The 14,579-nt window shown below is 64.5% G+C and carries 12 protein-coding genes; 10 read left to right on the plus strand and 2 right to left on the minus strand.

Annotation, left to right across the window (positions count from 1 at the left end):
• Positions 1 to 68 precede the first annotated feature (68 nt).
• From ASE85_RS20545 to ASE85_RS20565, 5 genes are all read left to right on the plus strand, one after another.
• Complete coding sequence (locus tag ASE85_RS20545; protein ID WP_156358453.1) at positions 69 to 1,082, plus strand: dipeptide epimerase; 1,014 nt, start codon at positions 69 to 71, stop codon at positions 1,080 to 1,082.
• A 94-nt stretch (positions 1,083 to 1,176) separates the two neighbouring features.
• On the plus strand, positions 1,177 to 2,388 hold the full coding sequence (locus ASE85_RS20550; protein WP_443018559.1) for a peptide MFS transporter: 1,212 nt from the start codon (positions 1,177 to 1,179) through the stop codon (positions 2,386 to 2,388).
• Positions 2,389 to 2,449: 61 nt separating this feature from the next.
• Positions 2,450 to 3,493, plus strand: a complete 1,044-nt coding sequence (locus tag ASE85_RS20555) for a DUF1611 domain-containing protein (protein WP_082462960.1) — start codon at positions 2,450 to 2,452, stop codon at positions 3,491 to 3,493.
• Positions 3,490 to 4,623, plus strand: coding sequence for a YkvI family membrane protein (locus ASE85_RS20560; protein WP_056693222.1), 1,134 nt, complete (start codon positions 3,490 to 3,492; stop codon positions 4,621 to 4,623). Before ASE85_RS20555 ends, ASE85_RS20560 begins: the two co-directional genes overlap by 4 nt.
• Positions 4,620 to 6,179 (plus strand): serine hydrolase, encoded by a 1,560-nt coding sequence (locus tag ASE85_RS20565; protein WP_056693224.1) that lies wholly within the window; start codon positions 4,620 to 4,622, stop codon positions 6,177 to 6,179. Before ASE85_RS20560 ends, ASE85_RS20565 begins: the two co-directional genes overlap by 4 nt.
• 9 nt (positions 6,180 to 6,188) lie before the next feature.
• On the opposite strand, the gene ASE85_RS20570 is transcribed toward ASE85_RS20565, so the two are convergent.
• Positions 6,189 to 6,851 carry a helix-turn-helix domain-containing protein gene (locus ASE85_RS20570; protein WP_056693228.1) on the minus strand — a complete coding sequence of 221 codons (663 nt, stop codon included), beginning with the start codon at positions 6,849 to 6,851 and terminating at the stop codon, positions 6,189 to 6,191.
• Between the two features lie 517 nt (positions 6,852 to 7,368).
• Here ASE85_RS20570 and ASE85_RS20575 point away from each other — a divergent pair.
• The 5 genes from ASE85_RS20575 to ASE85_RS20595 all read left to right on the plus strand — a co-directional run bounded on the left by ASE85_RS20575 (position 7,369) and on the right by ASE85_RS20595 (position 13,238).
• Positions 7,369 to 7,854, plus strand: coding sequence for a hypothetical protein (locus ASE85_RS20575; RefSeq protein WP_056693230.1), 486 nt, complete (start codon positions 7,369 to 7,371; stop codon positions 7,852 to 7,854).
• Between the two features lie 128 nt (positions 7,855 to 7,982).
• Positions 7,983 to 9,038, plus strand: a complete 1,056-nt coding sequence (locus tag ASE85_RS20580; protein ID WP_056693235.1) for a DUF1611 domain-containing protein — start codon at positions 7,983 to 7,985, stop codon at positions 9,036 to 9,038.
• Between the two features lie 153 nt (positions 9,039 to 9,191).
• Positions 9,192 to 10,826, plus strand: coding sequence for an N-acyl-D-amino-acid deacylase family protein (locus ASE85_RS20585; protein WP_235523637.1), 1,635 nt, complete (start codon positions 9,192 to 9,194; stop codon positions 10,824 to 10,826).
• Positions 10,827 to 10,852: 26 nt separating this feature from the next.
• On the plus strand, positions 10,853 to 12,148 hold the full coding sequence (locus tag ASE85_RS20590; RefSeq protein WP_056693237.1) for a metal-dependent hydrolase family protein: 1,296 nt from the start codon (positions 10,853 to 10,855) through the stop codon (positions 12,146 to 12,148).
• A gap of 97 nt (positions 12,149 to 12,245) precedes the next feature.
• The gene (locus ASE85_RS20595; RefSeq protein WP_056693239.1) at positions 12,246 to 13,238 is read left to right on the plus strand and encodes a dipeptide epimerase; all 993 of its coding nucleotides are present in this window, start codon (positions 12,246 to 12,248) and stop codon (positions 13,236 to 13,238) included.
• A 129-nt stretch (positions 13,239 to 13,367) separates the two neighbouring features.
• Here the strand turns inward: ASE85_RS20595 and ASE85_RS20600 are convergent, their stop codons facing one another.
• Positions 13,368 to 14,516 (minus strand): Gfo/Idh/MocA family protein, encoded by a 1,149-nt coding sequence (locus ASE85_RS20600; RefSeq protein ID WP_056693242.1) that lies wholly within the window; start codon positions 14,514 to 14,516, stop codon positions 13,368 to 13,370.
• Positions 14,517 to 14,579: the final 63 nt, after the last annotated feature.

Consider the following 14,579-nt stretch of genomic DNA (forward strand, 5'->3'; position numbering starts at 1 on the left):
TTCTTCCGCCCGCATCGGATGCGCGGGCGCAGGGCGGCTTGCGCCCGATTGCTTCAGGAGTTTCCATCGTGACCACCGCTCTGACCCTCGACGTGCAAGCCCAGCGGCTCGACTTCAAGGCGCCGTTCCGTATTTCAGGCTATGTGTTCGAAGGGCTGGACTGCGTGGTCGCGACCCTGTCGGACGGCACTTATAGCGGGCGCGGCGAAGGCGACGGCGTCTATTATCTGGACGATCGCCAGCCCCATATGCTGGCCGAACTGGAACGAACCCGCGCCGCGATCGAGGCCGGGCCGACCCGTGAGGAACTGCGCGCGATCCTGCCGGCCGGCGGCGCGCGCAATGCGGTCGATGCCGCGCTGTGGGAATTGGAGGCGAAGCGCAGCGGCACGCCGATCTGGGCGCTGGCGGGGCTGGAGGCGCCGAAGCCGGTCGTCACTACCTTCACGCTCGGCGCGGACGATCCGGCGAAGATGGCGCAGGCTGCGGTTGCCTTCGGCCCGGTTCGTGCGATCAAGATCAAGCTGACCGGCGACCTCGACCTCGACATGGCCCGCGTCGCCGCCATCCGGGCTGCGCGACCCGATGTCTGGCTGGGCGTCGACGCCAATCAGGGTTTCGCGATCAACGAGTTGGACAGTTTAGTGGCAGCGATGGTGACCGCCAAAGTCTCCCTGATCGAGCAGCCTCTGGCGCGCGGGCGGGAGGCCGATCTGGACGGCTATCGGTCGCCCATCCCGCTGGCGGCGGACGAAAGCGCGCTGACGCTGGACGATGTGCCGGGGCTGGTCGGCCGGTTCGATGTGGTCAATATCAAGCTCGACAAATGCGGCGGTCTGACCGAGGGGTTGATGATCGCCGCGGCGACGAAAGCGGCCGGCCTGGGTGTCATGGTGGGCAATATGGGCGGCTCCACGCTCAGCATGGCACCCAGTTTCCTGCTTGGACAGCTATGCGATATTTGCGACCTGGACGGCCCCATTTTCCTGAGCGGGGATCGTGATCCCGCCATCCGTTACGAAGACGGCATGGCATGGTGCGACGAGCGCATGTGGGGCCGGCAAAGCGCGGATGCGGCGTGAATTTCGCCGGAGCCCTCGATCAGTGAAATCTGTGCACGATGCGCGCGGCTGGTTCGGCCAGCCGCCGGGACTGACCATATTGTTCCTCACCAACATGTGGGAGCAATTTTCCTATTTCGGCATGCGGGCGCTGCTCGTCTATTATATGACCCGGCAACTGATGCTGGGGCAGGGGCAGGCGTCCTTCGTCTATGGTGCCTACACCGCTTGCGCCTATTTCACCCCGATCGTCGGCGGGGTGGTCGCAGATCGCTGGCTGGGCAAGCGCCGCGCGGTCGCGATCGGCGCCTCGATCATGGCGGCGGGCCATTTCATGATGGCGTTCGAGCCGCTCTTCTATCTTGCGCTCGCTACTATCGCGCTAGGCAACGGCCTGTTCCTGCCGAGCCTGCCCAGCCAGATCAACGACCTGTACGCGCCCGGCGATTCCCGGCGCGGCTGGGCCTATAATGTCTATTATGTCGGCATCAATATCGGCGGCTTCCTGGCGCCACTGATCTGCGGGACGCTGGGCGAACTCTATGGCTGGCACTATGGGTTCGGCGCGGCCGGCATCGGCATGTTCGCGGGCCTCGCCATCTATCTGCTGGGACACAAGCACCTGCCGTCCGAACGTGCCATGCCGATCGCTGCGACGGATGGCGTGGTGTCGACACCGACCGCCAATGGCGCGCAACTCTGGCTGGTGCTGGCGGCGGTGGGCCTGTGCGTCACCATATTCCGTGGCGCCTACGAGCAGGTCGGCAATACGGTCGCGCTGTGGGCCGGCAGCGGAGTGGATCGCACCCTTGGCAGTCTCACCATTCCCATGACCTGGTTCCAGTCGTTGAATCCCCTGCTGGTCATGCTGCTCACGCCGCCCTTGCTGGCGCTCTGGCGGCGACGGGCCGAGGCAGGGCGCGACACCGCGCCGGCGCGGCGGATGGCGCATGGCGCGTTGCTCGTCGCCCTCGCCTATGTGCTGCTCGCGCTGGTCGCCTGGCATTTCGGAGACGGGCAGGCGCCCTGGATATGGCTCGCCTTCTTCTTCCTTATCTTCACCGTGGGAGAATTGTTCATCCTGCCATCGGGCCTTGGCCTCTTCGCCCGCCTCGCGCCACCACGAATGGGCGCGACCACCGTGGCGGCCTGGTATCTCACCATCTTCGCCGGCAGCCTGAGCGCTGGTCTGGTCGGTACATTGTGGAGCCACATGGCGCATGGCAGCTATTTCGCGCTGCTCGCCGTTCTGGCCTGTCTCGCTGCCTTTCTGCTTCGGCTGCTCGACCCCGCGATCCGTCGTGTCGATCGTAATTCGAGTGATTAATAGGTTGATTATTCTCCAATCAGGATCATAGTGTCCTAATTATCAAAATTGGAAATGAGAGATGACGATGCAGCCTGGCGGGTTTGACTTGGATATGCTGGTCCTGCCCCGCCCCTATTTGCTGTTCCTGGGCGATGCGACGGAACGCGGCTTCGCAAAGACCGCGCTCGGGCTGGCGGACTGGGCGCCGGACCTGTGTATCGGCGAATATGGCCTGCCCGGCTGCACGGTGACCGCCGGCCTGCCGCAACTGACACCGGCGGAGGCCAGGGCCATGGGCGCCCGCGCGCTCGTCATCGGCGTCGCCAATGTTGGCGGCGTGATCCCCGACCAATGGATGGACGCACTGGTCGAGGCACTGGAGCAGGGCTTCGACCTGGTCAGCGGCATGCACGCCAAGCTGGCCAGCTTTCCGCGCCTTGCCCATGTCGCGGCGCAGCAGGGGCGCAAGCTGATCGACATACGCATGCCCCCGCGCGGCATCCCGATCGCGACCGGGCGCAAGCGCAGCGGCAAGCGGCTGCTGACCGTGGGTACCGACTGCGCGCTGGGCAAGAAATATACCGCCCTTGCCATTGCCGATGGCCTCAGGGCGCGCGGCGTCGATGCCGATTTCCGGGCCAGTGGCCAGACCGGTATCATGATCGCGGGATCGGGCATGCCGATGGACTCGGTGGTATCCGATTTCCTTGCCGGTGCGGCCGAGATATTGAGTCCCGATGCTCCAAAGGAGCATTGGGACGTGATCGAGGGGCAGGGATCTCTGTTCCATCCCGCTTATGCCACAGTATCGCTGGGCCTGTTGCACGGCAGCCAGCCGGATGTCTTCGTGGTCTGCCATGAAGTGGGTCGCACGGAAATATTGGGCGTCAGCGGCTACAGCCTGCCCTCCATCGCGCAGGTGATCGAACAGACCATCGCCATGGGGCGCCTCACCAATCCGGCCATTCGCTGCGCGGGTATCAGCCTCAATACAGCGTCGCTCGATGCCGTGGGCGCTGCGGCGGAGATAGATCGCCTGTCAGCGGAACTCGGCTATCCGGTCGCCGATCCGATCCGCCGCGGTCCGGCCTTCGACCGGTTGCTGGACGCCTGCCTCGCATGAGTGGCGCGGGGAGAGAAAAGGGGGCAAGCTGGTTCCAGCGTTTCCTGTTGCCCGGCTTCGCGCTGAAGGCGGTCATCATCGGCGGCGGCTATGCTACCGGGCGCGAACTGGCGGAATTCTTCTTGCCGAGCGGCCCCTGGGGCGGGCTTGCCGGCATGATCCTGGCGATGCTGATCTGGAGCATTGTCGCCGCTATCACCTTCCTCTTCGCCCGCATGGTCGGCGCGCGCGACTATCGCAGCTTCTTCGAGGCGCTGCTGGGCCGCGCCTGGTTCATCTTCGAAATCGGCTATCTCCTCTTCATCATCCTGATCCTCGCCGTGTTCGGTGCGGCCGCCGGCGCCATAGCGCAGGCGGCATTTGGCGCGGCTCCGATCGTGGGTACGTTGGCGCTGATGGCGGGCATTGGCCTGTTCGCGACCTTCGGCAATGCCTCGGTCGAAATATTATTCAAATGGGTCTCCTTTCTGCTCTATGGCGTCTATGCGCTGTTCCTGATCCTGGCACTGGCCGGTTTCGGCGACCGGATCGGGCAGGGCTTTGCGGTGCCCGCCGCGACGGATGGCTGGGCGCTGGGCGGCCTCACCTATGCAGGGTACAATATCATCGGCGCCGTCGTGATATTGCCGGTTCTGCGGCATATGACGTCGGATCGGGATGCCGTCGTGGCAGGTCTGATCGCAGGGCCGCTCGCCATGGCGCCGGCCATAGCCTTCTTCGTCTGCATGATCGCCTTCTATCCCGGCATCGCGCAGGAAGTGCTGCCATCCGATTTTCTGCTCGGCCAGCTTGGCAGCCCGGCCTTCCATCTTCTCTTCCAGGTGATGATTTTCGCAGCCTTGCTGGAAAGCGGCACCGGTGCGGTCCACGCCGTCAATGAACGCATTGCCAGCGCATGGCATATCCGGCGCGGTGCGGTGTTGGGCAATCCGGCCCGCCTTGGCATCGCGCTGTTCATCCTGACGGGCTGCATGCTGGTCGCCGACCGGGTGGGTCTGGTGGCCCTGATCGCTACCGGTTATCGTGCGCTGGCCTATATTTTCCTCACCATCTATGTCCTGCCGCTGCTGACGATCGGTCTTGTCCGGTTGGCAAGGCGGCGGTCCACACACCAAGCGGAGGCCGCATGAAACGCCTGTCGATTGCCCTCGCTCTCGCGTCCACGCCCGTCCATGCGGCGCCGCCGGTCGATTTCGACGCCCGTGTCGAGGCATTGCGCAAAGCGGTCGGCGTGCCCGGCGTCGGTGTCGTCATCGTGGAGCGGGGCCAGACTGTTCTGGCCAAAGGCTATGGCGTCAAGCGACTGGGATCGAATGATCCTGTGACGCCGCACACGCTCTTCGCGACCGGATCGACCGGCAAGGCCGTGACGGCGGCGGCACTGGCAACCCTGGTGGATCAGGGCAGGATTGGCTGGGACGACAGGGTGATCGACCATCTGCCCGGTTTTCAGATGTGGGATAGCTGGGTGACACGCGAAATGACCATCCGCGACCTGCTGGTCCACCGCTCCGGCCTGGGGCTTGGGGCGGGCGACCTGCTGTTCGTGCCGCGCAGCAACCTGTCGCGAGCGGAGGCGGTGCGCCGCCTGCGCTATATCAAGCCCGCAGCCAGCTTCCGCAGCGGTTATGCCTATGACAATATCCTCTACATGGTCGCGGGCCGGTTGATCGAGACCGTCACCGGTCAGACGTGGGAAGCCTATGTGAAGAACCATGTCTTCAAGGTCGCCGGCATGACGGATTCGGTCAGTGACGATCCCGATCGCTTTGCCAGTCCCGACCGTGCCCAGCCCCATGCCCGCATGAATGGGGGTCTGCGCGGCGCAGGAGATCAGGAAGTGCTGGATGAGCGGGATAGTCTGGCTCGCAACGCCGCGCCAGCGGGCGGGCTGGCGGTCAGCCCGGTCGACATGGGCAAGTGGCTGGCGCTGCAACTGGCCAAGGGCAAGCTGCCGGACGGTGGCCAGCTCTACAGCGCGACGCAGGCGGAGCAGATGTGGCGCCCCGCCACGCTGATGCCGATCGCGCCCAGACCGCCCGAACTGGCGCTGACCCAGCCCAAATTCATGAGCTATGCGCTGGGCTGGCAAATACAGGACTATCGGGGGGCGAAGATCCTCCAGCATGGCGGCGCGGTCTTCGGTTTTCAGACGATGGTCGTGTTGATGCCGGAGCAGGACGTCGGATTTGCGATCGAAATCAACAGCGAGGATGGCGAACTGGTGCAAGGACTGGTCTACGATCTGCTCGACCATTATCTTGGCCTGCCGGCGCAGGACTGGCCAGCGACATTCCGCGCTTTCAAGGCGAAGAAGATTGCGGAAGGCCTTGCTGCCTATAAGGCGAAGGCGGCCGTTCCGGTGCAATCCGCGCCCTCTCTGCCGCTCGCCCGTTATGCCGGCACCTATCGCGATCCCTGGTATGGCGACATCGTGATTGGGCAGGACGGACAGGGGCTGACCATCGACTTCCGCTCTACGCCGCGCATGGGCGGGCGGCTGGCCCATTTCCAATATGACAGCTTCCTGACTCGTTTCGACGACAAGACGATCGAGCCGGCCTATGTCAGCTTTGGCCTGGATGCGGACGGCAAAGTGGAGCGGGTGACGATGAAGCCGGCCTCACCCATTGCCGACTTCAGCTATGACTATCAGGATCTGTTGTTCACGCCGGTCAAGCCGTGAGGCGCGACTTCAGCCCTTGCGCGGCGCGCGCTTCCTGGCCTCGCTCCGGGTCACATGATGATGGGCGTCGTGCATCAGGTTCGACAGATCCTCTTCCGCGCTCGACATGACGCCGATGGTCAGTGTTTCCTTGAAGCCCGGCGCGCAGACATAGGCATGCCCCATGCCTGAATCGATATAGATGGATTCCCCGGCCTTCAGCTCGATCGGGTCGTAAAATTCCGTGTGGACGATGATCGCGCCTTCCACGACATAGATGAACTCTTCGCCCGAATGGCGGACGAGCTGGCCGAATTCCTCGATCGTCTGGGCATGGATGCGGGTGACGACAGGCACCATCCGCTTCTGCCGCAATTCGGTGCAGAGATAATAATATTCATAATTGGATGTGTCGACGCGCACGGCATTGTCGATCGTCCCGACGCTGCGCCGGCCCATGATCGCCGTGGGCTGGGCGGTATCGGCCTCTACGAACAGGTCGGCAATGCTGATGTTCAGCCGCTCGCTGAGTTGCAGCAGCTTGTCATAGGTCAGCGACAGCCGGTCATGCTCCACCTTCGACAGGGTGGACACCGGTATGCCGCACCGCTGGCTCATTTCCTTCAGCGTCCAGCCATTGCGGGTGCGCAGGTCCGTGATCACCGCGCCCAGGGTCCGTCGACCGCCTGCCATTCAACTCGCTCCTATATTACCCTGCGCGAACGGACCATGATGTCCTGTTCGGAAAACCCGATATAATCTAGCATTGCCGTGCCGGAATACGCAATGCGTTGCCCTGTTCCGCGCCCTGTTCCGCATTGTTCGCCTGATCGTGGCATTGGTCGAACGCGCTTTGCCCGACAGCGCTCCGTTCGACCATCGAAAATATGTCCTGATAGGAAAATTTGCGTTGCCGGGCGACTGGCGGGAGAATGGTCCTGTTTTCAGGCCCAGGACGGGATGGAAAATCTATACCAATCCAGAAAACGCGCCCACCTGTTGGGTGCGAGGACGAACATAAGCGGAAATGGATGGCAGTTGGCCCTCCCGGCCCGGTGTCGACAATATCGCGGCGCGCATCTGCGAGAATTCCGCCTCGCCCCATGGCCTCACCCTGGCGGGGGAGGGGCCGGCCATCCGTATGGTGGCCCTGATTATAGCTATCCCTCCGCCGACCTGCTGAACAAGCAGTTGACCCCGATGATCCCGGATGTCGGCGCCCGATCGTTCGACGAGTTCGGCGCATCGGGTGTACGATCCGATCCTGAAGTCGATCCCTGCCCTCAACGGCATGGCGCTCGGCTTTTATGAGCAGAATATCAATGGCCGGCGCGTGCTGTCCCATGCCGGCGACATGTTGACCTTCCATGGTCAGCTTTGGCTGCTGCCGGGCGAGAAGGTCGGCCTCTGCATGTCGATGAACGCGGCCGCCACGGACACACTGTCCGGCGCGATCCGCAGCCATGTGTTCGACGCTTTCGCCGACCGCTATTTTCCATTCGACTACAAGGATGATGGTCGCGTCGATGATCCTGCCGGGCCTGCCGGGCGCCACGCTCTGCCACGCAGGGCTGATCTGGCGGCGGCCCGGCATGCGTTTTGCGAAGATCCGGAGTCTTGTGTTGGTGGCAAGTGCCATATTGCTGCTGTAGGTCGCAGTGGACTTTCTCTTGATCGGGCGGGATTGAATTTCTGATTAGAGAATTAATAGCTTGATATTCTCCCTATGGAGAATATTATGAGTCACATCAACGGTGCAGGACATGAGACGGGATTCGCCATACAGGCGGCCACCATGCCCGCCTCCACTGACAGGTGAGACAGGTGCTTCTTCAGACAACAGATCATGCGTCCGGCGCGCAAGCGCTCCTCCAATCGCTGCCCCAACCCTATCTGCTGTTCCTGGGTGACACGGTGGAGGCGGGATTTGCCAAGACGGCCTTTGGCCTGCGCGACTGGGCGGCGGACAAATGCGCCGGCGAATATGCACTGCCGGGCGCGACCGTCAGCACCGGGCTGCCCGCCTTGACCCCGGCGCAGGCGTATCGGGCCGGCGCCCGCTCGCTGCTGATCGGCGTCGCCAACAGCGGTGGCGTGCTGGCAGACAATTGGCTGCCCGCATTGGTCGAGGCGCTGGAAGCCGGGCTGGATATCGTCAGCGGCCTGCATATGCGCCTGACGGAATCCCCGCTTCTGGCGGAAACGGCGGAGCGGCTCGGTCGCCGGTTGATCGACGTGCGCCATCCGCCACGCAACATCCCGGTCGGCACCGGGCGCAAGCGCAGCGGCAAGCGGTTGCTGACCGTGGGAACCGACTGCGCGCTGGGCAAGAAATATACCGCCCTTGCCGTCGCGCGCGCCTTTGCTGGCCGAGGCATCGCCACCGACTTCCGCGCCACCGGCCAGACCGGCATCATGATCGCGGGCGGCGGCGTGCCGATGGACGCGGTCGTCTCCGATTTCGAGGCGGGCGCGGCTGAAATGCTCAGCCCGGATGCCGCGCCCGACCATTGGGATGTGATCGAGGGGCAGGGGTCGCTCTTCCACCCTGCCTATGCCGCCGTTTCGATGGGCCTGCTCCACGGCAGCCAGCCCGACTGCATCATCGTCTGCCACCATCCCGGCCGCACGGAAATGCTGGGCACGCCCGGCTATGCCCTGCCGAGCGTGGAGGAAGTGATCGACCTCAACCTGCGCATCGGCGCGCGGACCAATGCCGCCATTCGCTGTGCCGGCTTGTCCTTCAACACCGCGCATCTGGGCGAAACACAGGCCCATGCCCTGATGCAGGCGGAAAGCCAGCGGCTGGGTATGCCGGTTGCCGATCCGATCCGGGGCGGTGCCGCCTTCGACCGGCTGATCGATCGCTGCCTCGCATGACGGCATCGGCGGACCCTATAGCCGCGTCTATGCCGGCCGCCATGTCGAGCCAGGGTAGCCAGCAGATCGTGCCGGATTCCGGCCATCATATCCAGATCGACTGGCCCGATATCGTGATCGCGGCGATCGATCGGATAGCCACATAGGGGAGAAATGAAGATGAAGCGTGCCTTGCTTTGTAGCGTCATGTCGCTTTTGCCGATGTCGTTGCTCCTCGCCAATGCGCCGGCGGCCGATTATGATGTCGTCATCCGGGGCGGCCGGGTGCTGGATGGCGCGGGCAACCCGTGGGTCCGCGGCGATGTCGCGATCAAGGACGGGCGCGTCGTGCAGGTGGGGCAGGTGAGTGGCCATGGCGCGAAGGAAATCGACGCCAAGGGGCGCTATGTCTCCCCCGGTTTCATCGACATGATGGACCAGTCGGGCGGTGTGCTGTTGAAGAATGGCGCGGCGGAGAACAAGCTGCGCATGGGCGTCACCACCGTCATCGCGGGTGAAGGCGGGACGCCGGTCGAGGCGGCGCAAATCCCCTCCTATTTCGCCCAGCTTGAGAAGCAGGGCATTTCCGTCAATTTCGGCAGCTATTATTCCACCACCCAGGCGCGAATGAAGGTGATGGGCGATGGCGCAGGCAACCCGACGCCGACGCAAATGGACGTCATGCGCAAGGAAGTGCGCACCGCCATGGAGGCAGGCGCGTTCGGTGTGACCAGCGCGCTCATCTATCCGCCAAGCAGCTTCTCGACCACCGCCGACCTCATCGCGATGGCAAAGGTGTCGGCCCAATGCGGCGGCTTCTACGCCACCCATATGCGCGACGAGAGCGGCGACCTGGTGAAGGCCGTCAACGAAGCGATCGAGATCGGCGAAACATCGGGCGCGAAGGTTGAAATCTTCCACCTCAAGGCCGCCTTCGCACCAGGTTGGGGCAAGCTGATGCCTGAAGCGATCGCGGCCGTGAACGCGGCGCGGGCGCGGGGTGTCGATGTCGCGGCGGACCTCTATCCCTATACCGCCGGCGGCACCGGTCTGGAGATCATTGCGCCGAGCTGGGTCTGGGCCGATGGTGTGCAGAAGGGGATCGAGCGGCTGAAAGACCCCAAGCTGCGGGAACGGATGAAGAAGGACGTCGCGGCCGGTTCGATGCCCGGCTGGTCCAATCTGGTGCAGGCGTCGGGCGGCTTTGGCAATGTCATCCTCGCCAATGGGTTCAGCCAGAAATATGCGCCCTATCATGGCCAGAGCCTGGAAAAGATCGGCGCCGCACTGAAGCGCGATCCGGCCGATGTGGCATGGGACATCCTGCTGGAGGGGTTGCCCAACCGGTCCGTCGCTCTCTATTTCATGATGACCGAAGGCGACATCGAAACCGCCCTGCACCAGCCATGGGTCAGCATCGGCAGCGATGCCGCCGCGTCGGAGACGTTCGGCCAGATGGATGCGCTCGGCCTGCCGCACCCGCGCGCCTATGGCACTTTTCCGCGTATCATCGCCGAATATGTGAAGCGCCGTCCGGTGCTGTCGCTGGAAGATGCGGTGCGCAAGATGACCGGCTGGCCGGCCCAGCGCATGGGCCTGACCGATCGCGGCCTGATCCGCGACGGCATGCGCGCGGACATCGTCATCTTCGATCTCGACCGGCTGGACGATGTCGCCAGTTGGGACAAGCCGACGGCAGCGCCGACCGGCATCGACACGGTGCTTGTGAACGGTGTCGTGACGATCGAGGATGGCAGGCATAGCGGCGCGAAAGCCGGGGCCGTGCTGCGCCACGGTTGCGGCGGTTGAGACGCCAACGGAACAGGGAGGATAGGATGAAGCGGATTTTATGGACGGTGCTGGCGACCAGCATGTTGGTCGCGCCGGCGCTGGCGCAGGACAAGGCGTCGGCGCAGCGTATCTATATCCAGGCTGGCCGGTTGCTGGCCGACCCGACGAGCGGCCGCGTCGATAGCACCAAGACGATCGTGGTCGAAGGTGGCAGGATCGTGGAGATACGCGATGGCTTCGTCGGTGAAGGGCAGGTGATCGACCTGCGCGACGGCTTCGTCCTGCCCGGCTTCATCGACAGCCATGTTCATATCACCTCCCAATCCGGTCCCGACAGCCGGCTGGACGGCGTGACCAAGTCGACCACGGCGCAGGCGTTCGACGGCATCGTCTATGCCAAGCGCACCGTGCGCGCGGGCTTCACCACCGTTGCCGATCTCGGCTCCGACCCCGAAGCGATCAACGCGCTGCGCGACGCGATCGCGCAGAAGAAGGTCGTCGGCCCGCGCATCCTGGCCGCCGGCATCGTCGCCGCGCATGGCGGCCATGGCGACGTGCATGGCTATCGGCAGGAAATACTGGACCTGTTCCGCCCGACGACCCTCTGTTCGGGTGCGGACGATTGCGCCCGCGCGGTGCGGCAGGCAGTGCAGCAGGGCGCGGATGTCATCAAGACCGCCTCGACCGGCGGCGTCATGTCGGACACGGCGGCGGGCCTTGGCCAGCAGATGAGCGACGCCGAACTCCTCTCCATCGTCGAGACGGCGCACAGGCTGGGACGCAAGGTCGCGGCCCACGCCCATGGCACGGATGGCGTCAATGCCGCCCTGCGCGCCGGCGTGGATTCGGTCGAACATGGCACCTATCTCGATGCCGAATCCATCCGCCTGTTCAAGGCGAAGGGCAGCTATCTCGTGCCGACCCTGCTGGCCGGCGACACGGTCACGCGGCAGGCGGAAACGGCCGAATGGATGCCTCCGAACGTTCGGGCAAAGGCGCGGATCGTCGGCCCGCTCATGATCGACGCCGTGCGCCGCGCCCGCGCCGCCGGGATCAACATGGCGTTCGGCACCGACTCCGGCGTTTCCGCCCATGGTGACAATGCCCGCGAATTTGCGCTGATGGTGCAGGCAGGCCTGCCGCCGATCGACGCGATCCGCGCCGCGACTGTGTGGGCCGCAACCCATGTCGGGCTGGACAAGGAGGTCGGCTCGATCATTCCCGGCAAGGCGGCGGACATCGTAGCGGTGAAGGGCGATCCGCTGACCGATATCCGCGCGCTCGAAACCATGGCCTTCGTGATGAAGGGAGGGGATGTCGTCCGCGCCGTCAGCGACTGATCCTTTCCTGACCCATCCATGACCGCCCTGTCCGAACCGGCTCCGCGACCCCGCGGGGCCGGACGGCTCTTTTCATGCCCAGATTTTGGAGCTTTCCATGGAGCGCCTCACGCTTGCCGTCACGGTCGAAACGCTTGCGCTGGCCGACACCTTCCGCATATCCGGCCGCGCGATCGACAGTGCGGACGTTATCGTCGTCACCCTGGACGATGGCGATCATCGCGGCCGGGGAGAGGCCGCCGGCGTCTATTATATGGGCGACGATATCCCGCAGATGCTGGCGATGCTCGATCTGGTGCGCCCGGCGATCGAGGCGCATCCCTCGCGCATGGACCTGCGCACCATCCTGCCGCCCGGCGGGGCGCGCAATGCGGTCGACGCAGCGCTCTGGGATATGGAGGCGCAGCGGACGGGACGGCCCGTCTGGCACTTGGCGGGCCTTCCTGCACCCAGCCCGCTGCGCACCACCTTCACCATCGGCGCGGACGATCCGGCACGCATGGCGGCCAAGGCACAAGCCTACGCAAAGGCCCGGTCGATCAAGGTCAAGCTGACCGGCGACCTTCATCTCGACATTGCCCGCGTCATGGCGATCCGTGCCGCGCGACCCGACGTCTGGTTGGGCGTCGATGCCAATCAGGGGTTCGCGATCAACGAGTTGGACAGCTTATGCGCGGCAATGGTCGATGCGAAAATATCCCTGATCGAACAGCCGTTGCCGCGTGGGCAGGAGGCCTCGCTGGAGGGGTTGGACTGCCCCATTCCGCTGGCTGCGGACGAAAGCGCCCTGACGCTGGACGATGTCGCCGGGCTGACGGGGCGCTTCGACGTCTTCAACATCAAGCTCGACAAATGTGGCGGCCTGACCGAGGGGCTGATGATCGCCGACGCCGCGCGTCAGGCGGGGCTTGGCGTGATGGTCGGCTGCATGGTCGGCAGCAGCCTCGCCATGGCGCCTGCCTTCCTGCTGGGGCAGGTCTGCGATCTGGTCGATCTCGACGGTCCGCTCTTCCTTGCGCAGGATCGGACGCCCGCTTTGGTCTATAACAATGGTTTGGTCCATTGCGGCCCAGCCTTGTGGGGCGGATGACAGAGTGGACGATCCCGCCAGCCGGCGTTCAGCCCGTAAAACGTCGCAATGAACTGTCCAACTCGCTGTTCACTTATGGCGATGAAACGGGCCGCCCGCCTTATCCGGCGGGCGCCCTGTCACCGATTCTCAGGCCGATGTGATCGCGCTCCACTTATTGTCGGACGCGGCATTGGCGATTACGGTTTCGACGAAATCCATGGTCCGCAACCCCGCCTCGATCGACGGGAAGCCATCCGTCGCATCGCTTGCACCCGATCGGATGCGGGTCGCGAAGATGCGGTAGAGGTTGGCGAAGGCCTCGATATAGCCTTCGGGATGGCCCGCCGGCGTGCGCAGGCGCGGCAGGGTGGACGGCGCCAGTCCCGGCCCGCCGGCCCGCACCAGTTCCGTCGGCCGGTCCAGCCAGCGCAGGGTCAATGTGTTCGGCTCCATCTGCGACCATTCCAGGCCGCCCTTTTCGCCATGGATGCGCAGTTTCAGCCCGTTCTCATCCCCCGCGGCGATCTGGCTGGCCTTGAGCGTGCCGCGCGCGCCATGCTCCAGACGCAGCAGGATGCCGACATCATCGTCCAACCGGCGACCTTCGACATGGGTGGTGAGGTCCGCGCACAGTTCCCGCACCTGCAATCCCGACACATGTTCGGCGAGGTGAAAGGCATGGGTGCCGATATCGCCAAGGCAGCCGCCCAGCCCCGCGCGCGCAGGGTCGGTGCGCCATTCGGCCTGCTTGTTGCCGTCCCGGTCGATCGGCTGGCTCAGCCAGCCTTGTGAATATTCGACATGGACCAGACGGATATTGCCGAAATCGCCGCGCGCCACCCGCACCCGCGCCTCTTCCACCAGCGGGTAGCCGCTATAGGTGAAGGCGAGGCCGAACTGGCGGCCGGATCGCTCCGCCGCCCGCGCAATCTGCCGGGCCTCCGCCAGGCTGAGGGCCATCGGCTTTTCGCAGAAGACATGGAAGCCTGCGTCCAGCGCGGCGATCGCCATCGGGGCATGCAGATGATTGGGGGTCACGACGGCAATGGCATCCACGCGCTGATCGGCGGGGAGCGCCGCCTCCGCCGTCAGTAGCGCATCGAGCGAATCATAGATCCGCGACGGCGCAATGCCCAGCGTCGTGCCGGATCGCTGGTTGCGTTCGGGATCGCTGCTGAAGGCGCCCGCTACCAGTTGCCAGTCGCCGTCCAGTGCGGCGGCCGCGCGATGGATGGCGCCGATGAAGGCGCCTTCGCCGCCGCCCGCCATGGCCAGGCGCAAAGCTCGTGCCGTCATCTCTCTCCTCCTTCTGACCCGTTTTAAGGTAGCGCAATCATTCTTGTTCTTGATCTCTCATGA

The organism is Sphingobium sp. Leaf26 (assembly GCF_001421665.1).
GTDB lineage: Bacteria > Pseudomonadota > Alphaproteobacteria > Sphingomonadales > Sphingomonadaceae > Sphingobium.